Below are 21,451 nucleotides of genomic sequence, written 5' to 3' on the forward strand. Positions count from 1 at the left end.
ACGAGGGATGAACATGAAAACAACAATTTACGATGTGGCAAAGGCGGCGGGTGTTTCGATCACAACTGTGTCCCGTGTGATAAACAATACGGGGAGAATCAGCGATAAAACACGGCAGAAGGTCATGAATGTCATGAATGAAATGGCATACACGCCCAATGTCCACGCCGCGGCGTTAACGGGAAAACGAACGAATATGATCGCTCTCGTGGCGCCTGATATTTCAAATCCGTTTTACGGCGAACTGGCCAAAAGCATTGAGGAAAGAGCGGATGAGCTCGGTTTTCAAATGTTGATTTGCAGCACCGATTACGATCCGAAAAAAGAAACAAAGTATTTTTCTGTGCTGAAACAGAAAAAGGTGGATGGCATTATTTTTGCAACAGGGATTGAAAGCCATGACAGTATGTCTGCTTTGGAGGAAATCGCCAGTGAACAAATTCCGATTGCCATGATTTCTCAGGATAAGCCGCTTCTTCCGATGGATATTGTTGTGATAGACGACGTTCGTGGCGGATATGAGGCTGCCAAGCATCTTCTGTCACTCGGCCACACGAACATCGCCTGCATTATCGGAGACGGGTCAACGACAGGCGAAAAAAATAGAATCAAAGGCTTCCGTCAGGCGATGGAGGAAGCGGGCGTGCCCATTGATGAATCACTTATCATCCAGACGCGGTTTTCCTTGGAAAGCGGCAAGGAAGAAGCGGGAAAATTGCTCGACAGAAATGCTCCGACTGCTATTTTTGCCTTCAACGACGTATTGGCTTGTGCCGCCATACAAGCTGCGAGAATAAGAGGCATAAAAGTGCCGGATGATCTTTCTATCATTGGTTTTGATAATACGATACTCGCAGAAATGGCGGCTCCGCCCCTGACAACCGTAGCCCAGCCGATAAAAGAGATGGGGCGGAGCGTCATCGAACTGCTGGCAGAAGCAATAGAGGGAAAACGAAAGGCGAAACAAAAAATAGTGCTCCCGCCTGAGCTTGTAGTCAGACATTCTACATCACCGCTCAACACATGAGCCCGCTAATGAGCGGGTTTTTTCATTATGACAGTTGAAGCCAAAAAAACATATTGCGTGTAAACCAAAGGCGGTGTAAAATATAACCATCTTTTGAGAAAGCGCTTGCGCAAAATGGCAGAGCGGATAGAACCGCTGTTTTTTTAGCTGTTAAGAGAAAACGCTTTCTCAAAGCGAGCCCGAAATGAGATAAAGGAGAGGATGGGACGTGGAACATCAAGTAAGATGTGCAGTATTGGGATTAGGAAGGCTCGGTTATTATCATGCGAAAAATCTCGTCACCAGTGTGCCGGGGGCAAAGCTGGTTTGTGTCGGTGATCCGTTAAAAGGGAGAGCGGAGCAGGTTGCCAGAGAACTCGGTATCGAAAAATGGTCAGAGGACCCGTATGAAGTGTTAGAAGATCCCGGCATTGATGCTGTCATTATCGTAACGCCGACAAGCACACATGGTGATATGATCATCAAAGCAGCCGAGAACGGCAAACAGATCTTTGTTGAAAAACCGCTGACATTAAGCCTTGAGGAATCAAAAGCAGCTTCTGAAAAAGTTAAGGAGACAGGTGTCATCTGCCAAGTCGGCTTTATGAGACGGTTCGATCCCGCATACGCAGATGCCAAACGGCGGATCGACGCTGGAGAAATCGGCAAACCTATCTATTATAAAGGCTTTACGCGCGACCAAGGCGCGCCTCCCGCAGAATTTATCAAACACAGCGGTGGAATTTTTATCGACTGTTCCATCCATGACTATGATATTGCCCGTTATTTGCTAGGGGCGGAAATCACTTCTGTTTCAGGACACGGCAGGATTCTGAACAATCCGTTTATGGAGCAGTATGGCGATGTGGATCAGGCGCTGACGTATATTGAATTTGACTCGGGCGCAGCGGGGGACGTCGAGGCAAGCAGAACCTCTCCATACGGACATGACATCCGGGCGGAGGTGATCGGGACAGAGGGCAGTATTTTCATAGGGACATTGAGACATCAACATGTGACCATCCTATCGGCTAAAGGGAGCAGTTTTGATATCATTCCAGACTTTCAAACTCGTTTTCATGAAGCCTACTGCTTGGAGCTTCAGCATTTCGCCGAGTGTGTCCGGAATGGAAAAACACCGATTGTGACTGATATTGATGCGACGATCAATTTAGAAGTGGGTATCGCCGCAACCAATTCCTTTCGAAACGGCATGCCGGTACAGCTAGATGTGAAGCGCGCTTATACAGGTATGTAAAAGCTAAGTATGTTGCATTTGAGGCTTTCCGCAAAAAAAGCAAGGGCATTTTAGCCCTTGCTTTCTCTTTTCTCATATAAATAGTACATATAATCAGTAGGTACGCCTGAATGGTCCAGCTGTCTCAGCATGGCGGTTACGTTCCCTCTGTGGTAAGTGCCGTGATTGACGACATGCAGGATGGTGTCTGCATAGGTTGATTCCAGTGTACCTAGTTTCGGATGCTGCATTGTGAAGGTCTGTTCTAAGTCCGTCTGGCGGCTGAAGAAATCATGATACTGTGACTCCAGCTCGGCAGCGTGCTGTTTAATCGCTGCCATATTACCTTGCGCGGACTGTAATTTGCCTGCGCTGTCTATAATCTCTTGGTAGGCCACTCCCGAAAGAACATTCAGCCAAATGTAGTCAGCCCTGCACATATGAAGCAGCACGTCGCTGACAGAAGGAAATACGCTCTTTACTTCTTGATAGGCAGTTTCCTCCGGCAGGTTTTCGATATGGGTAAATATTTTCTTGTTTGCCCAAGAATGATAGTCATAAAACTGTTTTGCATCAGTCATCAGCATGCCCCCTTTTCTAAGAAATTCGTTTTTTTCATCTGTTTCTCCTTCAATTGCAAAAGAGTGACACCCCAAAATATCCTGCCGCTGCCCACATTACCGCTGCAGAGCATTTGTTTACGATCAGCATAAGCCTGCCGCTCGTATCTATCGTCTGAAACAACCGGCCCGCTATTGCAAGGCTGATGAACCAAATCCAAGACACAGCGATGCAGGCGGCCATAAAGAGCCATTTCTCAAGCCCCGAATATTGAAGAGAGCTCGTGCCGATGACGCCGATCGTGTCCAGAATGGCATGCGGGTTTAAAAGAGAAACAGCGGCCGCAAACGCAGCTTGCTTTTTTGGTGTGAACGTATGTTTCTCATTTTGGCTTGTGTTCGGACGGATGTTCCAAGTCACCCAGCCCATATAAAGCAAAAATAAAAATCCGCCGGCCATCATGACTGTCTCAAACACAGGCAGCTCCTGCACAATGACAGACACGCCCGCAACGGCTAATACAATTAACAAGGTATCGCAGACTGAAGCACTGATGACAGCTGGGAGAGCCCGCCAAATATGCTTTTGCAACGCGCCTTGCTGAAAAATAAACACATTCTGCACTCCCAGCGGCAAAATTAAGCCAAACGCGAGCACAATTCCGTGAATGATTGCATTCATGCTGAAAAAGCTCCTTTCACATTTTTTTTCAATCATAAGAGAGATTGTCACTAAAGTCTCCAGCCATTTGGTTGGGTTAGGAACCAGCCAAATGTATAATGTGTAAAAAAGGGGGGCATGACCTTGTCGCAATGGCAGCCAAGCCGAAAGTCGGATGTTCCGCTGCATCGGCAGATCGAACAATATATGAAAGACAAGATTCTTCACGGAGAGTGGGCTGTAGGGACGAAAATCCCCTCACAGAGAACGCTGGCCGACATGTTTCAAGTCAACCGCAGCACAGTCACAGCAGCCATAGATGAACTCACGTCTCAAGGCTTGTTAGAGGGAAGAAAAGGCGGCGGTACGAAGGTTGTAAACAGTACTTGGAGCGTGCTGACGGCTGAGCCTCCGCTTGATTGGAGCGATTACGTCCGTTCGGGCATTCATCGCGCCAATTCTTCCATCATTCAAGCTATTAATCAGAACGAACCAAGAGCGGATATCATCAGATTAGGAACTGGAGAACTTTCACCGGATCTTGTGCCTGCTGACACAATTGGACGGATGTTTCAGCAAATCAATCCGGGCGTCCTGTCTTTAGGATATGAGCAGCCGAAAGGAAACCGTCAGCTGCGGGAGGCAGTGGCCGACCATTTAAAAGGAAAGAAGATCCATGTGTCACCGTCTGCAATTTTAATTGTGTCCGGTGCACTTCAGGCACTTCAGCTCATCTCAATTGGACTTTTAAAACGAGATTCTGTCATTTTGACGGAGAAGCCGTCCTACCTTCAATCCTTGCATGTATTTCAATCAGCTGGGATGCGGCTTCGCGGCTTGCCGATGGATGATGAAGGGGTCAAAGCGGGGCTTGTTTCTTCTAATCGAAAACAATATGGAGGACAGCTGCTTTACACGATTCCGTCGTTTCATAATCCGACAGGCACAGTCATGTCAGAGCAGCGAAGGAAAGAGATCATCAGCCTGTCAAAAAAAGAGCAGATGCCCATCATTGAGGATGATGCGTACGGTGATTTATGGTTTGAAGAAAAACCGCCGCAGCCGTTGAAAGCAATGGATCATGAGGGCAATATTCTGTATCTGGGCGCGTTTTCAAAAACGGTTAGCCCCGGTCTGCGAATCGGCTGGCTTGCCGGTCCGGAGCCGGTTATTGAAAGGCTGGCGGACATTAAAATGCAGACAGACTACGGATCAAGCGGCCTGTCCCAGTGGGCGGCTGCCGAGTGGCTGTCACAGGGATATTATGAAGAGCATCTGACTTGGGTACGCAGGAAGCTTAAAGAAAGGAGAGACGCCGCCGTTCATTTTCTCGAGCGGTATGCCGGGGACATTGCCACGTGGCGGATTCCCGCAGGCGGCTTTTATATTTGGGTGACATTTCACAAAAACCTGCCTGTCAGCCGTTTCTTTTATGAATTGCTGAAACGGCAGGTGCTTGTGAATCCCGGCTATATTTATGACGGTGAAGACCGAAACAGCATCAGGCTGTCATATTCCTATGCATCTCTTGGAGATTTGGAAACTGGCATTAAAGCGGCAGCTGAAACAGCACGCCGCCTGATGATGTCCTAGGCTTTGGTTATACGATGACAGCTCCCAGTGCCCTGGCGAAGGCAATCGCGTGCTCAGGTGCGATTTTGCAGCCTTTCAATTTGTCGAGGGAGACATGAAGCTGTTCAAAACGGCACGTGCTGATGTCCATGTTTTGAAGGGACGTGCCGGTAAAGCTGGCGCCTTCCAATTCGCATCCGTCAAAGTGTGTCTGCTGGAGCACCGTATCGCTGCATTCACTTTGCATAAGAGCACAGTGATCAAATCGAACTTGTTTCATATTTGAGTACGAAAATGAGCTGAAATGTCCGTGGCATTCCTCGAATGAAACATTCCGCAGCGTTGCTTCCGCCACATTCATTCCAACCATTTTTGACTGCTTAACTGAAGTTCTGTGAATGACAGCCCCGCTGAAATCGGCGTTTGATAAATCGCATTTTTCAAAGATCACATCGGTCAGTTCAATATGCCGAAAAGACACATCGATAAAGACGACATTTCTGAATACCGTTTTTTCAACACATAGTCTTTCGATATCTTCGCCGCAGATGGTGCAATCTTCAAACAAATGCATGCTGATTACATCATCCTGTGTCACGGCATCATGAAAATCTGCGGTTTGCAGGTTTTCCGGTATGTTCGGTTTTTGAATTGCGATTTTATTCATGTGATGACATCCTTTGCTGCCCGAAAAACAGAGGCTTCCGGGTTCAATTTAATAGATCGTTAAGGAAATTGATACATATAGTAAATCGTGAAGAGCCTTTTCTTGGTACAGCAGCCCGCTTGTTTTGTAAGCATAAATGGAAAGCTTCCTATACGTCAAGGCGTTTACAGGCCGAAAAAGCCAAAGGGAACAGGAGGAATGCGGAATGGGGCATTACATCAAAACCGAGGAGCATGTGACACTGTTTGTAGAGGATATCGGACATGGAAGGCCGATCATCTTTTTGCACGGGTGGCCGTTGAATCATAAGATGTTTGAATATCAAATGAATGAGCTTCCGAAAAGGGGATTTCGTTTTATCGGCGTTGATTTGCGGGGATATGGGCAATCTGACCGCCCTTGGGAAGGCTACGATTATGACACGATGGCCGATGATGTGAAAGCAGTCATTTATACGCTGCAGCTTGAGAATGCGATTCTTGCCGGTTTTTCAATGGGCGGCGCAATTGCAATCCGTTATATGGCAAGGCATGAAGGAGCCGATGTTGATAAGCTGATTTTACTGTCTGCGGCGGCCCCCGCGTTTACAAAACGCCCGGGTTATCCGTACGGGATGAGGAAGCAGGATATTGACGATATGATTGAATTGTTCAAAGCTGATCGGCCCAAAACACTGGCTGATTTAGGGAAACAGTTTTTTGAGAAAAAAGTGTCTCCAGAGCTTAGGCAGTGGTTTCTCAATCTGATGCTGGAGGCTTCCTCCTACGGGACGATCCACTCGGGCATCGCATTAAGAGACGAAGATCTCAGAAAGGAACTTGCTGCAATCAAGGTGCCGACGCTGATCCTGCACGGGAGAAAGGATAGAATTGCGCCGTTTGATTTTGCGAAAGAATTGAAGCGCGGCATCAAACAGTCGGAATTGGTTCCGTTTGCAAACAGCGGGCACGGAGCATTTTATGAGGAAAAAGAGAAGATCAACAGTTTGATTGCGCAGTTCTCCAACTCATAAGAAAAAACCCGACATTGATCGGGTTTTTTATATAATTCCTCTGTTTTGCAGTGCGTTAATGATGAGATCAGCTCCATCGGAAATAGAGGTCTGGTCAGACTCAATGATGAAATCGGGTGAAAGCGGCGCTTCATACGGAGAATCGATCCCGGTGAAATGTTTGATCTCTCCGTTTCGCGCTTTTTTATAAAGCCCTTTTGGATCGCGCTGTTCACAAACATGCAGCGGGCACTTCACATAAATTTCGAAGAACTCACCTTTAGGAAAGAGCGCTCTAACCATGTCCCGATCCTCTCTGAATGGAGAAATAAAAGCCGTTAAAATCATTTGCCCGCTGTCGACAAACAGCTTCGCCACTTCTCCGATCCGGCGGATGTTTTCAATCCTGTCACCAGTCTGAAATCCAAGATCTTTGTTTAAGCCGTGGCGGATATTATCACCGTCAAGCACGTAGCTCTGAATGCCCTTGCGGTAAAGCTTTTCATCGACAGCATTGGCCAGCACCGATTTTCCGGAGCCGGACAAACCTGTAAACCAAAGGACGCAGCTTTTGTGTCCGTTTAAGGACTGTCTGTCAGACTTTGAGATGGCAGCGGGATGCCAAATGATGTTCGGATTGTGTGTCATTGCAATTCCCCGCTGTTTTGCTTGATGGCAACAGGCTGTTGGTGAAGTCCCTTGATCAGCACGGCTGCGACCTCAGGCCGGCTGAATTCTTTAGGCGGCTTTTTGCCTTGGCGGAGAAGCTCTCTCACTTTTGTGCCTGATAAGTGGATGTGGTCTCTCGGGCTGTGCGGACATGTTTTGGAGGTGCCCATGTTTCCGCATTTTCGGCAATAAAAGCTGTGCTCAAAAAACAGCGGCTTGATGCCCAGCTCTTCCTCTGTGAATGATTGAAAAATATTTTGGGCGTCGTATGTTCCATAGTAGCTGCCGACACCCGCGTGATCACGGCCTACAATAAAATGGGTACAGCCGTAATTTTTTCGGACGAGCGCATGGAAAATCGCTTCCCGCGGACCTGCATAACGCATGGCGGCAGGGAAAACCGATAACATGACACGATCCTTTGGATAATAGTGATTAAGCAAAGCCTGGTAGCTCTCCATTCTGATATCGCTGGGGATATCGTCTGACTTTGTTTCTCCGACAAGTGGGTGAAGCAGCAGACCGTCGACCGTTTCTAACGCTGTTTTTTGAATGTATTCATGCGCTCTGTGAACAGGGTTCCTGGTTTGAAAGCCGACAATCGTCTTCCAGCCGAGTTTTTGAAAGGCCGCTCTTGTTTCAGCGGGCGTTGCATAAAACTGTTCGAAAGATTTGTCAGGCAGGCTGCTGACCGTGATAGGCCCTCCGATATAGTAATCCGGGCGCGCCAGCAATTTTTTTACGCCTGGGTGGGCAGGATCGTTTGTTTTAAAAACAGACAGTGCTTCTTGTGTTTTATCAGGCTGGTATATATCGGTGACTGTGATCATGCCGTAGGTAACACCGTCTTTCACAAGCTTGACGTGATCTCCGGCAGACAGCTGTCTTGCTGTTTTTTCTCCGACAGGCAGCGTAATCGGCAGGCTCCACGGCAAGCCGTTTGCCAGCCTCATCTCTTTCACAACGGAATGATAATCTTTTTCTCCCAAAAAACCTGTTAACGGGCTGTAGCCGCCGATCGCAATAAGCTCCAGATCACTCAGTGCAAGCTGATCCAGCTCTGCTTGGCACGCGCACCCTTCAAAATGGCATGCGGGATCACAGCGGTTGATTAATACCCCTCCGTGGGGTTCGTTTCCATTCAACGTGTTCAACCTCCATTTATACGTTTCCTTGTTTTCTTTTCTGCACTTAATGAAAGTTTGACATCAGCGCCTTAACATCATTTCGATTCTCACATCAAGAACCTGCCATCCGCTATTCTTGATGCAGGCCGCATTCTGTTTTCTCCCGTCCGGCCCATCTTCCAGCCCTCTCATCGTTCGGGTCCGGGGAAGGCAGTGTACACATTTCACAGCCTATGCTCGGATAATGTTGATCGTGCAGTTTGTTATAAGGCAAATTGTGCAGGCGGATGTACGTCCAAACGTCATCCCATGTCCAGTGGATAAGCGGGCAAATTTTGATGAGCTCAAACTTCTGGTCCAGGTTTACGTATTGAATATGCTTTCTCGTTGGTGACTGATCCCGGCGCAGTCCTGAAATCCAAGCTGTCATGCCGGACAGGTGCTTTTTGAGCGGTTCGATTTTCCGCAATTGGCAGCAGAGGTTCGGGTTATGCTTCCACAGCTCTCCGCCGTACTTCGTCCCCTGTTCTGTTAAGCTCAGCTCGGGTTCGAGCATCTGGATTGCAAATCCCGGATATCGTTCTTTGACGGTCTCGATCAGCTCATATGTTTCCTGAAAATGAAGCCCGGTATCCAAAAAGATGATGTGTGCGTTTTTGTTGATTTTTGATATTAAGTCGAGAAGCACCATTCCTTCTGCGCCAAAGCTGCAGGCGTACACAATCTTTTCTCCGTACGTTCGGTAAGCCCATTTCAACACATCGAGCTCATCGATCAATTGATCCGTTATCTGTTTGGACAGCATGTCGTTCCAAGTGTCATATGTGATGGTTTCGTTCAATGTTTTCCCCCCGTTTGCATCTGCTTTTTTTATCTATTGATCGAGTTATAGGCAGACTATTCATTTTTTGCATAAAGGTTCAGGTTTTAGGTGCCGCGCCCGCCTAAAATGAGGTGCGGAACCATTAAGAGCCCGGCTGAATATGCTTTTTAGCAAAATGGTTTTATGCCCAAGGAGAGGTAGTATGCCGATTGCCATTTATCAGGGGCATCATCATTCGCTTGCCCCGGCGGACATTAACATCGTCATTGATGTCATCAGAGCCTTTACGGTCGCCCATTATGCGTTTATCGGCGGGGCGAAAGAGATTTTGTTGGTCCGGACAGCTGATGAAGCCTTTGCGCTGAAAGACACCTATCCGGATTATGTTTTGACGGGAGAGGAAAAGGGGGTCGGTATCAGCGGATTTGATTTAGATAATTCTCCAAAACGTATGGCTGGGCAGAATATGACGGATAAAAGCCTGATCCAGAAAACAACAAACGGCGTCACAGCAGCATTGGGGGCGCTGAACGCAAAGCATCTGTTCGTAACTGGATTTTCCAATGCCAAAACAACGGCACAGCATGTGAAAAAGCTCGTCGCAAACGATTGTGTCATAAACATAGTGGCTTCCCATCCATCCGGTGATGACGATATGGCATGTGCGGAGTATATCAAAGGCATCATTGAAGGGACAAATGTGGTAACGGCTGCGGAGGCGATTGAAAGAATAAAAGGCTCTTCTGTTGCGGAGAAGTTTTTTGACTGCCGCCAGCCATTGTTTGATTCGGAAGACATCGTTTACTGTACAAAAGAACTGACGGGCGATTTCGTGATGAAAGTGAAACAAGATGGAGAAGTTCCAACGATAGAGAGGGTCATAATATGAATGATTTTTCACTAGAATTGCCAGTGAGAACAAACAAGCCGAGAGAAACCGGGCAGTCCATTTTAATTGATAACGGCTATCCCTTGCAATTTTTCAAAGATGCGATAGCCGGAGCGTCCGACTATATTGATTTTGTGAAATTCGGCTGGGGCACATCATTACTTACGAAAGATCTTGAAGAAAAAATCAGCACACTGAAAGAACATGACATTACATTTTTCTTTGGCGGCACACTGTTTGAAAAGTACGTAAGCCAGAAAAAAGTGAATGAATTTCATCGGTACTGCACCTATTTCGGCTGTGAATATATTGAGATTTCAAACGGTACGCTCCCGATGACAAATAAAGAGAAAGCGGCTTACATTGCCGATTTTTCTGATGAATTTCTTGTGCTCAGTGAGGTGGGCAGCAAGGATGCGGAATTAGCAAGCCGGCAAAGCTCTGAGGAATGGCTTGAATATATCGTTGAGGATATGGAAGCGGGCGCGGAAAAAGTGATTACAGAAGCCAGAGAAAGCGGAACGGGAGGGATCTGTTCCAGCAGCGGCGATGTCAGGTTTCAAATTGTTGACGACATCATTTCCTCGGATATTGATATCAACAGGCTGATTTTTGAAGCGCCTAACAAAACGCTTCAGCAAGGGTTTATTCAAAAAATCGGGCCGAATGTGAATCTTGCCAATATTCCATTTCATGATGCCATCGCGTTGGAAACGCTGCGTTTAGGGCTAAGATCCGATACCTTTTTTCTGTAAAATAGCGGCTGCGGGGCTCTCGTCGTGAAGAGAGCCTCTGCCTATTATTTTTTATGGCGGTACATAGGCGTGAGATAGGGAAGTGAGGTCAGGCGGATGTTGTAGATGAAGTCGATGACTCTTGTCGATATCACCTGGCATATGAGGGCTTGAATGACGATGCCCCAGTCAATAATAGACGCGGTGACCATAAAAATGATGCAATTCATGATGAGCAGGATCGTTCCAGGATTCCCGCCGCGGTAGATAGAAATCATCAGAGCAAGGGCTCCGAATCCTCCGTTCGAAATTTTATATTTGTATAAAAGTCCGATTCCGAGTCCCAATAACACTGCGCCGCTTGCCAGATCAAGCCACAGGTTAGATGTGATATCAGGAAAAACTGCATCAAAGATCAATACCGAGACAGAGGTGACGGTGATAGAAGCGAGGGTGCCGGTGAATGTTCTCATCTCCAGCCATTTTAAAGCGGTAAAAAGCATTGATACATTCACAGCCCACACTGAAAATCCGTGGGGGATTTGAAACAGATAATGCAATAGCACCGCAATACCTGCTGCACCGCCTGTCGGAATATCATGCGGAAATAAAAACAAGGACATGCCGAGTCCTTGTAGTACGCCGCCTACGACAATCATAAACGTAAGTTTTGCTTTCATCAGCAGTTCAGCCATTAAGTCATTTGCTCCTTTATGAAAAGACTTGTCCGCTGTTTTCATTTTATGAGGCTGTCCATTATTTATGTCTCAAAATAAAGAAATGGCCCAGCTTAATAGGCTGAGCCATCCCACTTGTAGCGATTGACGATCTCCATATTGATCTCTGTGCCAATGCCTTTTCCTTTCGGGATGTGGACCATTCCTTTTGAAGGCTGCAGGCTGACGAGATCTGTAAAAGGATTCTCCATGACGTCCCACTCGATCGGTTCAATGTGATCGTTCTTCATTTTAGACCATGGGGGCAGACAGGCTTGTGCAAATAAAGCATAGAGCCGTGAGAGCGATCCGTCATATGCATGGGCGGATGCTCTGACGCCGAAATAACGCGCGAGCTGGAGGCAGTCCCGAAACTCATCAATTCCGTTGACATGCATGACATCGGGCTGAATGATATCCAAACAGCGCTGTGAAAGGAGAGGCACATATTGCGCCGGGCCTTTCATGTTTTCTCCGCCGGCAACAGGAACAGACAAACGGCTTCGAAGCATAGCGTAATCCTGCGGCTGATCAAAGGGCAAAGGCTCCTCAAGCCAGCCAATGTTCGTCCATTCGGAGAAATAGCGCTCCCATTTAAAAGCCGCAGCGGCATCGTAGCTTTGGTTTGCGTCCAGAATCATCGTAATGGAGCTGCCTGCTGTATGCTGCAGCGCATTGATGTGCCGGACATCCTCCTTGAATGAAGTCCCGCCAATTTTGACTTTGATTTGCTCAAAACCTTTTTTCAACTGGGCTTCAACATTGGAGACTGAGCGGCTGATCCATTGCGGGGAGTCTGAGTACGATTGAAAAGACGCGTACACAGGAATCTCCTCTCTGTATCGCCCGCCCCATAATTCGCAAACCGAACAATCCGCAGCTTTGGCTGCAATCTCTGTCAGCGCCATGCTTACAGCGGAGGCCGCCCGCTGGTGCCATTTTTGAATCGTGCGCACTAATGACAGGCGGCTGCCAGCCTGTTTTCCTAATAGAAATGGGATGATCCGCTTCGTAAAACCGACATGGAGAGCAGGGAGCCAATCAACGCATTCTCCCCAGCCGTCTATCCCGCTTTCGGTGATAATCCTGATGAGATAACAAGTCCGATATCGTTTAAACCCATTGGCATCTCCGTATGGCTTTTCTAATCGATGAAATAGCGGAAAGGTTTCAATCCGTACAATTTTCACACTGGGTGCTACCTTTCCTCAGCGGGCTGGAGCCGATTGCCAGCCATTTTAGGGTCTTCTTTTTCTTTTGTTTCTTCATTGTTTTGCTTCACATGGATGAGCATCATCACAAGAATCCCGACAACGAGAGTCAATCCCGCGATGCTTAAAAACATGCCGGGTCTGGACCATTGCATCAGGCGGCCGAAAATCGGAGGACCGATCGCTACCCCTAAGAAACGTACAGAGCCGTACAGCGAGGTGACAAATCCCCGTCTTTCTTTGCCGACAGCCCCGGTAATGAAACTGTTCACACAAGGAAGGACAAGACCTGAGCCTATACTGCTCAGTACAAGAACACTGATAAAAAGGACAAGATTTTCAATGAATGACAGTGCCGCGTAGGATACGGTCATGAACGCCAATCCAAGTACGATCAGCTTTTTCATTAACGATTGCTTTTGCCCGATTTTGCTTCCTGTTGTATAGGACGTCACACACATAACCAAAAGCGGGATCGCTAAAATTAAGCCTTTTTTCACGCCGTCGGTGTCGTATGTTTTTTCAAGAACATCTGAGAGATAAAACAGGATGCCGAATAAAGTAAACAAACAGGTCGCACCGGCTAAATAAGCGGTAAACAGCCATCTGCCTTCATGTTTAAAGACACTTAACAGCCCTTTTGCATATTGTCCGATTGGTGGCGGTTCTTTTTCCTTTTTCTTTTCTTTAATAAAAATCCAAGTCAGTACGATCGAAATGATACAAAACACAGGAAAGGCAAAAAACGCGCCATACCAGACAAGCAGGGCGATCAGCGAGCCAATGATCGGCGATAGCACTTTCCCCATGCCGTTTGAAGCTTCAACAAGGCCGAGCACCTTGCTCTCCTGGGCGCCTTTAAACAGATCTCCCGTCAGTGCCATGGCAATTGGGCCGGTTCCGGCTGCCCCGATTCCCTGTAACGCTCGTCCTGCCATGACCCAAGGATAGGCATTGTCAAAAAAACCTGCCGCAAACCCGGCTAACAAACCGCCGGCACCATACAAAATTAAGCAGGGAATAATGATGACTTTCCTTGAGAATCGGTCTGCGAGATAACCGACAATCGGAATCGCAAATGCTGCAATCAAGGAAAATACTGTGATCACGAGACTGACTTGAAATTGTGATAAATGAAGTTCAGATTTCATTTTTGGCAAAATCGGAATAAGCATCGAGTTTCCTAGGGTTAATATTAAAGGGATTGAACCGATTGCCACAATCGTCATTCCGTTATTTTGTTTTGATGATTCCATCTCAGAGCACACTCCTTTTCTTCTGCTTAGAATGTCCCTGATGGCTTCGTTTATTCAGCGATCAGACAGCAAAAAACCGAACAGAAGATACCTGTTCGGGAAAAAAGAGGGTTAACCGAGAGCCTGTGAAATCAAAGCATATAAGTGTCCATTTTGAATAGGCGCTTTTTTCTGATAGAACAAAATCGGAGGTTCATCATCTTTATGAAATCCCATTTCTATCAGGCTGTCATGCAGAGACGTGTGTTCACTCGGTATATCGATTCGCATCGGCCCTTGTTTGCCGGCCGCCAGCCTTGTAATTATCTGTGCTGCAACATCTGATGATGGAGCGATGATAGGGCCGAATTTCAAATTGGCCGGTGTCTGTACAGAAAGTCCGTAGCCAATGAGCTGTCCGTCCTGATTTCTGGCGATGATACATTCGCATGAAGCAGAAATAAGCTGCTGCAAAAGGTTTGATCGATCTCCGCCAAAGGCAGCCAGATCCGCCGCGGTTAAGTCGTGAAAGTCTTGTTCTCTAAAGGATGTCAGTTCAGCATCAAGCTTTTTTGTATAAGGTTGAAAACTGTGACAGCTGTACTTTCGCACTGAACCTGCCGTATGAAAACCTGCTTTTTCATAAAGCGGCAAACCTTCTTTTGTGGCGCAAAGCCTGATGGCGGTGTTTTCATCCGTTTGGGTAATACAGGCGTTTACCATACGCCGGCCAAGACCGAGCCGTTGATATTCCTTGTCAACGATAACAAGGCCGATAGAAGTAAGACGGCCAAACAAAAACAAGCCGATGCAGGAAATAATATCACCGCTGACATTTTGATAACCGAAAAAGCGTCCCTGCTGAACAAGCAGTTTCAGCTCTTGTTCGCCATAATCCGGCCACCCGGCTTGCCCGCAAAGCCGCAATAAGCCGGAAACGTGTTCTTCATGAAGCTTAATCAGTTCATCTACTACGTCCATAAGATCACCTGCTTGTTCTAAGTGTTTTGTACATGACAATATGATTGCCAATGCCGGGAATGTCAAATGGTTCGCCAAGTTCCTTCCAGCCAAGCTTGGCATAGTAGCCCTTGACATGGTGTCTTGCGTTGCACCATACCGCCTGAACGCCGCTCTCCGCCAGTTTGTGCTCCGCGTGTTTGATCAGCGTGCTTCCAGCTTTTTGATCGCGATATCCCTCGAGCGTTGCCATGCCTCTCAGCCGATACGCAGAGGCTTCCGTTAATAAAGGCTGACTTTGCGGGGAAAAAGAAGCGATGCTGATCAGCGTTCCATCATAAAACACGCCGAGATGAAAGGAGCCTTCTGCGTGATCCTCTTTATATTTGCATTGTTCGATGGATTGATGGGGACGCAGAATGCGATGCCGGATTTCATATGTATCTTCCGCGGAAATGGTTTTGACTTCGAGCATAATGTTCCTCCTCATGATTGTTTTTCTATATCGTAACACGAATCTCGTTGAAAAAGACTGCCCGATTCGATCAGGCAGTCTTTTGGAAATTAATGCAAAAAGATATTTTGGCGCTGCTCATCTTTTTGCTGAATATATGATGTGAGCTCAGCGGTTAAGTCAGATCTGAGGAAAGGCGTTATCAAGTAGATGCCGTTAAACAGCTCGCATGCCGTATCCAGCAGGGAGCGTGCAATTGCAAGGCCTTCCGCCTTTTGCTTTTCTTTATCTTCACCGGCATGGGCCATTTTTTCGCGAATCGTATCAGACAGCTTAATGCCGGGAATTTCATTATGGATGAATTCGGCATTCCGGCTGCTTGTCAGCGGCATGATGCCGATATAGATCGGCGTCTTCAGATGTTTTGTTTCGTTATGGATATCGACAAGCTGCTGCTCGGAATAGACAGGCTGAGAAACAAAATAATCTGCGCCGCAATCTATTTTTTTCTCAAGCCGTTTTACCGCTTTATCCAGATGGCGGACGTTAGGATTAAATGCGGCGGCAACTGAGAAATTCGTTTTCTTGCCGAGCGGTTTTCCAGACAGAGACAGACCTTCATTGAATTGTTTGATCAGCCTGATTAAATCAAAAGATGTTAAATCATATACAGACGTCGCCCCAGGAAAATCCCCGATTTTAGAAGGGTCACCTGTAATAGCAAGCACGTCATTCAGCCCTAACGTATCAAGGCCCATTAAATGTGACTGTAAGCCGATAATGTTACGGTCACGGCACGTAATATGGACAAGGGAACGCATATCGAGCTGCTGCTTGACAAGGGCGCCGCAGGCAACATTGCTGATCCGCGGGGTCGCCAAAGAATTGTCGGCGAGTGTCAGGGCATCGATTCCCGCTTCTTTTAATTCAGCAGCAGCGGACAGAAATTTGTCAAAGCTTAGTTTTTTCGGCGGGTCCAGCTCTACGATAATAGAGCGTTTTTTCGCTGCGATCTCATCCAGGCCGGGCTCGGTTCGCTCGTGATGAACAGAAATGAATTCTTTCGCCCGGGTTTTGACTTCTTTTTCCGTAATCGGAGCCAGCCCGCCAACCGCTTCCGCCATCGCCCTGATGTGATTCGGCGTTGTGCCGCAGCAGCCGCCGATAATCCGCGCACCTTGCTTACGGAATTCTGACGCGCTGTTTTGAAAATACGTGTCGTCTGTTTCATAGACGAGCCGTCCCTCTTCAAGCGAAGGAAGACTGCTGTTCGGATAAACGGATAAGAATACGTCATCAAAAATCGGCACTTCGCTTAGCGCTTCAATCATGTGATAAGGGCCGAGGCGGCAGTTAATGCCGACAATATCAGCTCCGAGATCCGCAATCGAGCGCAATGCGTCAGAAAGCGGCGTTCCGTCCTGCAATACGCCTTGCTCGTGCATGGAGACATTGAGCATAATCGGAAGATCAGTCTCTTTGCGCGCGATTTTCAGCACTTCACGGGCTTCTTCCAAATCATAATATGTTTCTAACAGCAAGCCATCCGGCTCTTCATGCAGCAGCAGATACAGCTGCTCGCGGAAGCTGCGCTTAATTTCGTCAAGACTGTATGCGTTTTTATTAAATGTGCGTATGCCGCCCATCGTTCCAAGCACGTATGCATCGCCTGCTGAAGCCCGCGCGATCTTTACGGCCTCCTGATTCATTTTTTTGATGTCATCCTCAAGCCCGTGTCTGGATAATTTAATATAGTTGGCTCCGTACGTATTCGTTTGAATAATGTTGGCTCCCGCTTCAACGTACGCTTTATGTATGCGCTGAATTTCCTCCGGCTTTGAAATATTGAGCTCCTCAAAACACCTGTCAATGCCATAGGAGTAGAGGAGCGTCCCCATGGCGCCGTCACCGATTAACACCTGTCTTTGCAAATCTTCTAAAAGTCCCATTGTCTGCCTCCTTTATTCACATCAGCAAGGAAAAAAGAGAAATAAAAAAAGTCCTCTTAAGAAGAAGACTTTGTCAGTGATTTTGTCTCTTCTTATCTTCCAAGCTGTTCGAGCTTGCTGGATTTAGCACCTTGGTCATGGCTGATCGCCATTACACCGGTTGCTGAAGCTTCGTCGGGCCAGTCCCTCTGCTTCTCTTGATAAGAACGGATATGAAATTTTCGTGTCAGGAAGTGCCAAAAGATATCTGGCGTTTTTCCCTTTCTCCAAATTTACCGAAAATAAAGACAATAATCAATAGGAATCAGAAAATTTATCTGAAATTTATAAATTGAACGTCAATTGGCAGATCTGCTCCCCGTACAGCTGAGATAATCTGCTGCAGGTCATCTTTGTTTTTTCCGGTGACACGCACTTGATCATCCTGCACCTGAGACTTTACTTTCAGTCCGGAGTTTTTGATGATCGTATTGATTTTTTTTGCGTTGTCCTTGTCAATGCCTTGAACAAGCTTTGCACGCTGGCGCACCGTTCCGCCTGACGCGTTTTCAACCTTGCCGTAATCAATGTTTTTTGTCGGTACGTTTCGTTTAATCAATTTGCTGACCAGCACATCTTTCAGCTGGCTTAATTTGAATTCGTCATCGGAAACGAGGACCAGCTCCTCTTTATCTAAAGAAATGTCGCTTTTGCTGCCTTTAAAGTCATATCGGGTACTGATTTCCTTCAGTGCGATTTGGATTGCGTTTTGCACTTCAGGCAATTCCACCTTGGATACAATATCAAATGAACTTTCTTTTGCCATATGAAAACCTCCATAACATTTAACTTATGTGTTGATTATAGTAGAATAAAGAGAAACTTCCAACAGAACAAAGAATCAATTTGTGATGATTGGAAAAAATGTTAACAAAATCCGCAGAGAATAAGCGGAACAGGAAGGACGATAGCATGAGACCAGGGCAGCAATTAACCTTGAGTATAGATCACCAAACCGACTTCGGTTACTTTTTAACCGATGGGGAAGATACGATTCTCTTACATAACAGTGAAATGACTGAGGATATCGAGGACAGAGACGAAGTAGAAGTCTTTATATACGTAGACCAGCAGGAAAGGCTTGCGGCCACGATGAAAATTCCGATCATCAGCGCGGATGAATATGGCTGGGTTGAAGTGGTGGATAAAGTGGAAGATATGGGCGTTTTCGTTGATGTCGGTTTATCGAAGGACGCACTAGTCGCAACTGAGCATTTGCCGCCGTACGAAGATGTCTGGCCGCAAAAAGGGGACAAACTTTACTGTATGCTGAAGGTGACGAACCGGGGGCGCATGTTTGCGAAACCAGCGCCGGAAGATATCATCAGCGAACTGTTTACCGACGCTTCAGAAGATCTGATGAATAAAGAGCTGACAGGTACGGTGTACAGGCTGATCGCATCGGGTTCATTCGTGATCACGGATGACGGTATCCGCTGTTTTATTCACCCGTCAGAAAGAAAAGAGGAGCCAAGACTGGGTTCAAGAGTCACAGGCCGGGTGATTCAAGTGAAAGAAGACGGTTCAGTCAACTTGTCGCTGCTTCCGAGAAAACAGGATGCAATGTCAGTTGATGCTGAGTGCATTCTAACGTATATGAGAATGAGAAACGGTGCCATGCCGTACAGTGACAAAAGCCAGCCTGACGATATCAGAGAACGTTTTAATATGAGCAAAGCCGCCTTTAAACGCGCGCTGGGCCATTTGATGAAAAACGGAAAAGTGTATCAGGAAAATGGATGGACATACGAGAAAAAATAGCATGAAAACGGCTCGCCTGCAGCAGACTGCGGAGCGAGCCGTTTTTTTATGTCTAGTTTAATTCATCAACCAGCGTTCTGATTGCCATTTCGCGATCCACATTGTCTGAAATCGCAATCGGCGTAATATCAATGGCGAGAATGATCAGAATCAGGGCACCTGCTGCAGCAACATAAGAAACATAATAGAAATAGTTAGCGGTATCAACAGTGTTGACAAGCTCGGCCTGAACTCTGGATGTATCATCCTTAGAAGCGGCGATTTCCTTTGCAGCTTCTACTTTTTCTTCAACGATTTGACCTGCTTTTTTCAGCAGTTCATCCACTTTCAATGCATCTTTGCTGTAAACAGCTTTCTTCAGGTTATCAAAAAAGTCAGCATCCTCTTTTTTAATATCAGCGACAACCTGATTGGCAAAAGCCTTTGCCTGTTTTGTGTTGAGTTTGTCTGTCATCGCTTTATTAAAGACCTCTGGAAGCTGTTTGCCAACTTCCCCTTGGGCAAACACAAAGCCTTTAAAAATTTCCTCACCTGAATACTCAAGCTGCTTTGCCTGTGCCACACTTTCTTGCTGCTTCACCAAAAACACAGTCGTCACCAATACAACCGACAAAAATACTAGAAACGCCTTCTTCAAACTGAAACCTCTCCCTTCTTGTGTTTTTTATTCCACAACAGTCTGCGAATATATGTAAATTGAATCGTGGAATCGATAGGAGTGAGATACAATATCAAAATGCCGGCCATGATAATCGAAAAACTGATGAGGCCCAGCATGACTGCAAAAATCTCATGCATAAAAACAGCGATGATCAAAATCAATCTCCAATGCTTCTTCGGCGCAAACAGTGCCGCGAAGATGACAATTTGAACCAGCAGCGTCCCCCATGTCGGAATCACCACGAACGGACTTGTTACAATTGGCTTCGTTAACGCCTGAAAAAAGCCGTTGAAGCCAATGGTTTTTTCCTGGGCGAAATAATAGACGGCCGTTCCGTCCACCCATTCCTGCTGAGATAGCTTAGCGACGGTAGAGTGAAAATAAAGCACCGCCACTTGGATTCTGATCACAAAATAAGAAATAAAAGCTGTTATTTTTCCAAGTGTTCTTTTGCCCTCTATAGGTCTCGTACTCCAATGCCATTTTCTCGGATCGGTCAGCGTGATGGGAAGCAATAAAAAGGTCATGACTGCTGCTGCCTGCTCGCCTCCGTCGATGACGATCAGCGATGACTGCAGGCTGTAACTGACATACCAATGCAGAACCCCGGTGATTCTGGGGCGCCAGCCAATGACAACAAGCACCAGAATGGCAATGCAGACCCATCTGAAAAGATTTAACATCATATAGTTATTTTCGCCGAGACAAAAGAGACTGAGATTCATTTTACAAGCTGGATAGCTGCTGATCCCGCTGGCTGGCTTCATAATGAGGCTCGGGTGATTGATGAGCAGCGTCAGCAGGCTGGATAGCGCAATGATGCTTCGCGCGAGGCCATATACATTTGTCCACGGGTTTCTTTCGTCCCATCTGGTGATGGTCTGTTTTATGTTTTCGAGCATGAGATCACAACCTTGACTATGCTTTTTACCTGATAAGACGAAGGGGTATATTTAGAATAGCTCCAAGGAACAATATCCTCTTTCGTCAAATAGTAGCTGCCACAAAGCAGCGGGCGGGGAGCGGGTGTTTTTAATTGCACGGTTTTGGCTTTGCTTTTGCATGCGCCGAGGTCCTTTTCTTTACATGCTGTCCACTGTTCCTTGCCGACTTGGCTGTAGATCACGCCCATTTCAACGCCTTGTGACCGCCCATACCGATACAGGCCGAATAGGTTGTCAGCCCTCATATTGGGCCATCTGACCTTGGCGCTGGCATTTTCAGCCTCATATAAGCCGATTGCAGTATCACGCGGATTTTTGCTAAAAAAGCCCCAGCCCTGAGGGAGGATGCTGGACATGAGAAATTTGGAGTCCTTTGTCAGCGGAATCGGGGTTGTCCCTAAGCTGCCAATAATAGAAAACAGAAATAGCGAACCCCAAAGGATTGAAAAAATGACAAAAAATGATATCGATTTCTGCATTCGACTGCTCCTTTTAACCTGAAGAATCGTTTTTACACTTTTCATAATATAAAAACATTTATGTAATAAAAAGGTTAAAAAGTATGAGAAATTCCATTTTTGTTAA

Annotated in this window: 23 protein-coding genes and 1 riboswitch; of the genes, 7 read left to right on the forward strand and 16 right to left on the reverse strand. The window is 46.7% G+C overall.

Features of this window, described 5'->3' with window-relative positions; genetic code table 11:
* The first annotated feature begins 13 nt into the window (after window positions 1-13).
* Both degA and iolX read left to right on the forward strand, forming a co-directional pair.
* Window positions 14-1,027 carry a transcriptional regulator DegA gene (gene degA / locus NST22_RS05875; RefSeq protein WP_003245813.1) on the forward strand — a complete coding sequence of 338 codons (1,014 nt, stop codon included), beginning with the start codon at window positions 14-16 and terminating at the stop codon, window positions 1,025-1,027.
* Between the two features lie 208 nt (window positions 1,028-1,235).
* Window positions 1,236-2,264: a scyllo-inositol 2-dehydrogenase gene (iolX, locus tag NST22_RS05880; protein ID WP_003244942.1), complete on the forward strand. Its 1,029-nt coding sequence runs from the start codon at window positions 1,236-1,238 to the stop codon at window positions 2,262-2,264.
* A 50-nt stretch (window positions 2,265-2,314) separates the two neighbouring features.
* Here iolX and NST22_RS05885 read toward each other — a convergent pair whose 3' ends face one another.
* Both NST22_RS05885 and NST22_RS05890 read right to left on the reverse strand, forming a co-directional pair.
* The gene (locus tag NST22_RS05885) at window positions 2,315-2,824 is read right to left on the reverse strand and encodes a DinB family protein (RefSeq protein ID WP_003245457.1); all 510 of its coding nucleotides are present in this window, start codon (window positions 2,822-2,824) and stop codon (window positions 2,315-2,317) included.
* 49 nt (window positions 2,825-2,873) lie between these two features.
* Window positions 2,874-3,536 carry a LysE/ArgO family amino acid transporter gene (locus tag NST22_RS05890; RefSeq protein WP_009966965.1) on the reverse strand — a complete coding sequence of 221 codons (663 nt, stop codon included), beginning with the start codon at window positions 3,534-3,536 and terminating at the stop codon, window positions 2,874-2,876.
* Window positions 3,537-3,602: 66 nt separating this feature from the next.
* On the opposite strand from NST22_RS05890, the gene NST22_RS05895 reads away from it, so the two are divergent.
* Complete coding sequence (locus NST22_RS05895) at window positions 3,603-5,057, forward strand: PLP-dependent aminotransferase family protein (protein ID WP_010886472.1); 1,455 nt, start codon at window positions 3,603-3,605, stop codon at window positions 5,055-5,057.
* Between the two features lie 7 nt (window positions 5,058-5,064).
* Here the strand turns inward: NST22_RS05895 and NST22_RS05900 are convergent, their stop codons facing one another.
* A complete protein-coding gene (locus NST22_RS05900) occupies window positions 5,065-5,703 on the reverse strand; it encodes a pentapeptide repeat-containing protein (RefSeq protein ID WP_003233060.1) in 639 nt (212 codons plus the stop codon).
* A 205-nt stretch (window positions 5,704-5,908) separates the two neighbouring features.
* Here NST22_RS05900 and NST22_RS05905 point away from each other — a divergent pair, with 205 nt between their 5' ends.
* Window positions 5,909-6,715, forward strand: coding sequence for an alpha/beta hydrolase (locus NST22_RS05905; protein WP_003245141.1), 807 nt, complete (start codon window positions 5,909-5,911; stop codon window positions 6,713-6,715).
* Between the two features lie 27 nt (window positions 6,716-6,742).
* Here NST22_RS05905 and cysC read toward each other — a convergent pair whose 3' ends face one another.
* The 3 genes from cysC to NST22_RS05920 all read right to left on the reverse strand — a co-directional run bounded on the left by cysC (window position 6,743) and on the right by NST22_RS05920 (window position 9,331).
* Window positions 6,743-7,342, reverse strand: coding sequence for an adenylyl-sulfate kinase (gene cysC, locus NST22_RS05910; protein ID WP_003245829.1), 600 nt, complete (start codon window positions 7,340-7,342; stop codon window positions 6,743-6,745).
* Window positions 7,339-8,508 carry a sulfate adenylyltransferase gene (gene sat / locus NST22_RS05915; RefSeq protein WP_003233054.1) on the reverse strand — a complete coding sequence of 390 codons (1,170 nt, stop codon included), beginning with the start codon at window positions 8,506-8,508 and terminating at the stop codon, window positions 7,339-7,341. The genes cysC and sat overlap by 4 nt, the downstream gene beginning before the upstream one ends.
* A 112-nt stretch (window positions 8,509-8,620) precedes the next feature.
* The gene (locus tag NST22_RS05920; protein ID WP_003244757.1) at window positions 8,621-9,331 is read right to left on the reverse strand and encodes a phosphoadenylyl-sulfate reductase; all 711 of its coding nucleotides are present in this window, start codon (window positions 9,329-9,331) and stop codon (window positions 8,621-8,623) included.
* 184 nt (window positions 9,332-9,515) lie between these two features.
* Between NST22_RS05920 and NST22_RS05925 the strand changes: the two genes are divergently transcribed.
* Window positions 9,516-10,202 carry a 2-phosphosulfolactate phosphatase gene (locus NST22_RS05925; RefSeq protein WP_003233050.1) on the forward strand — a complete coding sequence of 229 codons (687 nt, stop codon included), beginning with the start codon at window positions 9,516-9,518 and terminating at the stop codon, window positions 10,200-10,202.
* Window positions 10,199-10,957, forward strand: a complete 759-nt coding sequence (locus tag NST22_RS05930) for a phosphosulfolactate synthase (RefSeq protein ID WP_003233048.1) — start codon at window positions 10,199-10,201, stop codon at window positions 10,955-10,957. Before NST22_RS05925 ends, NST22_RS05930 begins: the two co-directional genes overlap by 4 nt.
* A 44-nt stretch (window positions 10,958-11,001) precedes the next feature.
* On the opposite strand, the gene NST22_RS05935 is transcribed toward NST22_RS05930, so the two are convergent.
* From NST22_RS05935 to NST22_RS05965, 7 genes are all read right to left on the reverse strand, one after another.
* Complete coding sequence (locus NST22_RS05935; RefSeq protein WP_009966972.1) at window positions 11,002-11,631, reverse strand: YitT family protein; 630 nt, start codon at window positions 11,629-11,631, stop codon at window positions 11,002-11,004.
* Between the two features lie 95 nt (window positions 11,632-11,726).
* Entirely contained in the window at window positions 11,727-12,842 is a 1,116-nt protein-coding gene (locus NST22_RS05940) for a mandelate racemase/muconate lactonizing enzyme family protein (protein ID WP_003245056.1), read from the reverse strand.
* Window positions 12,843-12,850: 8 nt separating this feature from the next.
* Window positions 12,851-14,119 carry an MFS transporter gene (locus NST22_RS05945; protein WP_003245414.1) on the reverse strand — a complete coding sequence of 423 codons (1,269 nt, stop codon included), beginning with the start codon at window positions 14,117-14,119 and terminating at the stop codon, window positions 12,851-12,853.
* Between the two features lie 111 nt (window positions 14,120-14,230).
* A complete protein-coding gene (locus tag NST22_RS05950; RefSeq protein ID WP_003244917.1) occupies window positions 14,231-15,079 on the reverse strand; it encodes a GNAT family N-acetyltransferase in 849 nt (282 codons plus the stop codon).
* Window positions 15,080-15,083: 4 nt separating this feature from the next.
* Window positions 15,084-15,533 (reverse strand): GNAT family N-acetyltransferase, encoded by a 450-nt coding sequence (locus tag NST22_RS05955; RefSeq protein WP_003244738.1) that lies wholly within the window; start codon window positions 15,531-15,533, stop codon window positions 15,084-15,086.
* An 89-nt stretch (window positions 15,534-15,622) separates the two neighbouring features.
* On the reverse strand, window positions 15,623-17,461 hold the full coding sequence (locus NST22_RS05960; RefSeq protein WP_003245847.1) for a bifunctional homocysteine S-methyltransferase/methylenetetrahydrofolate reductase: 1,839 nt from the start codon (window positions 17,459-17,461) through the stop codon (window positions 15,623-15,625).
* Between the two features lie 89 nt (window positions 17,462-17,550).
* Window positions 17,551-17,668, reverse strand: a riboswitch (SAM riboswitch).
* 106 nt (window positions 17,669-17,774) lie between these two features.
* The gene (locus NST22_RS05965) at window positions 17,775-18,266 is read right to left on the reverse strand and encodes a YajQ family cyclic di-GMP-binding protein (protein WP_003233034.1); all 492 of its coding nucleotides are present in this window, start codon (window positions 18,264-18,266) and stop codon (window positions 17,775-17,777) included.
* A gap of 98 nt (window positions 18,267-18,364) precedes the next feature.
* On the opposite strand from NST22_RS05965, the gene NST22_RS05970 reads away from it, so the two are divergent.
* Window positions 18,365-19,261, forward strand: a complete 897-nt coding sequence (locus tag NST22_RS05970; RefSeq protein ID WP_010886474.1) for a S1 RNA-binding domain-containing protein — start codon at window positions 18,365-18,367, stop codon at window positions 19,259-19,261.
* Window positions 19,262-19,313: 52 nt separating this feature from the next.
* Here the strand turns inward: NST22_RS05970 and NST22_RS05975 are convergent, their stop codons facing one another.
* Genes NST22_RS05975 through NST22_RS05985 form a run of 3 tightly spaced genes read right to left on the reverse strand, consistent with a single transcriptional unit; the run spans window position 19,314 to window position 21,345 of the window.
* On the reverse strand, window positions 19,314-19,898 hold the full coding sequence (locus NST22_RS05975; protein WP_003244950.1) for a sporulation delaying protein family toxin: 585 nt from the start codon (window positions 19,896-19,898) through the stop codon (window positions 19,314-19,316).
* Window positions 19,895-20,824 (reverse strand): sporulation-delaying protein SdpB family protein, encoded by a 930-nt coding sequence (locus NST22_RS05980; protein WP_003233028.1) that lies wholly within the window; start codon window positions 20,822-20,824, stop codon window positions 19,895-19,897. The genes NST22_RS05975 and NST22_RS05980 overlap by 4 nt, the downstream gene beginning before the upstream one ends.
* Window positions 20,809-21,345, reverse strand: a complete 537-nt coding sequence (locus tag NST22_RS05985) for an SdpA family antimicrobial peptide system protein (RefSeq protein ID WP_003245405.1) — start codon at window positions 21,343-21,345, stop codon at window positions 20,809-20,811. The genes NST22_RS05980 and NST22_RS05985 overlap by 16 nt, the downstream gene beginning before the upstream one ends.
* Window positions 21,346-21,451: the final 106 nt, after the last annotated feature.

Origin of the sequence: Bacillus sp. PS237 (assembly GCF_037963345.1) — a bacterium.
Lineage (GTDB): Bacteria > Bacillota > Bacilli > Bacillales > Bacillaceae > Bacillus > Bacillus subtilis.

What these genes read in the sequence shown, in the direction of transcription:
- NST22_RS05945 (WP_003245414.1), bottom strand. Translation starts at nt 14,119, where the DNA reads ATGGAATCATCAAAACAAAATAACGGAATGACGATTGTGGCAATCGGT.
- NST22_RS05970 (WP_010886474.1), top strand. Translation starts at nt 18,365, where the DNA reads ATGTTAACAAAATCCGCAGAGAATAAGCGGAACAGGAAGGACGATAGC.
- NST22_RS05895 (WP_010886472.1), top strand. Translation starts at nt 3,603, where the DNA reads ATGACCTTGTCGCAATGGCAGCCAAGCCGAAAGTCGGATGTTCCGCTG.
- NST22_RS05925 (WP_003233050.1), top strand. Translation starts at nt 9,516, where the DNA reads ATGCCGATTGCCATTTATCAGGGGCATCATCATTCGCTTGCCCCGGCG.
- cysC (WP_003245829.1), bottom strand. Translation starts at nt 7,342, where the DNA reads ATGACACACAATCCGAACATCATTTGGCATCCCGCTGCCATCTCAAAG.
- NST22_RS05965 (WP_003233034.1), bottom strand. Translation starts at nt 18,266, where the DNA reads ATGGCAAAAGAAAGTTCATTTGATATTGTATCCAAGGTGGAATTGCCT.
- NST22_RS05950 (WP_003244917.1), bottom strand. Translation starts at nt 15,079, where the DNA reads ATGGACGTAGTAGATGAACTGATTAAGCTTCATGAAGAACACGTTTCC.
- NST22_RS05985 (WP_003245405.1), bottom strand. Translation starts at nt 21,345, where the DNA reads ATGCAGAAATCGATATCATTTTTTGTCATTTTTTCAATCCTTTGGGGT.
- NST22_RS05960 (WP_003245847.1), bottom strand. Translation starts at nt 17,461, where the DNA reads ATGGGACTTTTAGAAGATTTGCAAAGACAGGTGTTAATCGGTGACGGC.
- NST22_RS05980 (WP_003233028.1), bottom strand. Translation starts at nt 20,824, where the DNA reads ATGCTCGAAAACATAAAACAGACCATCACCAGATGGGACGAAAGAAAC.
- NST22_RS05905 (WP_003245141.1), top strand. Translation starts at nt 5,909, where the DNA reads ATGGGGCATTACATCAAAACCGAGGAGCATGTGACACTGTTTGTAGAG.
- NST22_RS05900 (WP_003233060.1), bottom strand. Translation starts at nt 5,703, where the DNA reads ATGAATAAAATCGCAATTCAAAAACCGAACATACCGGAAAACCTGCAA.
- NST22_RS05885 (WP_003245457.1), bottom strand. Translation starts at nt 2,824, where the DNA reads ATGACTGATGCAAAACAGTTTTATGACTATCATTCTTGGGCAAACAAG.
- NST22_RS05935 (WP_009966972.1), bottom strand. Translation starts at nt 11,631, where the DNA reads ATGGCTGAACTGCTGATGAAAGCAAAACTTACGTTTATGATTGTCGTA.
- NST22_RS05930 (WP_003233048.1), top strand. Translation starts at nt 10,199, where the DNA reads ATGAATGATTTTTCACTAGAATTGCCAGTGAGAACAAACAAGCCGAGA.
- NST22_RS05955 (WP_003244738.1), bottom strand. Translation starts at nt 15,533, where the DNA reads ATGCTCGAAGTCAAAACCATTTCCGCGGAAGATACATATGAAATCCGG.
- degA (WP_003245813.1), top strand. Translation starts at nt 14, where the DNA reads ATGAAAACAACAATTTACGATGTGGCAAAGGCGGCGGGTGTTTCGATC.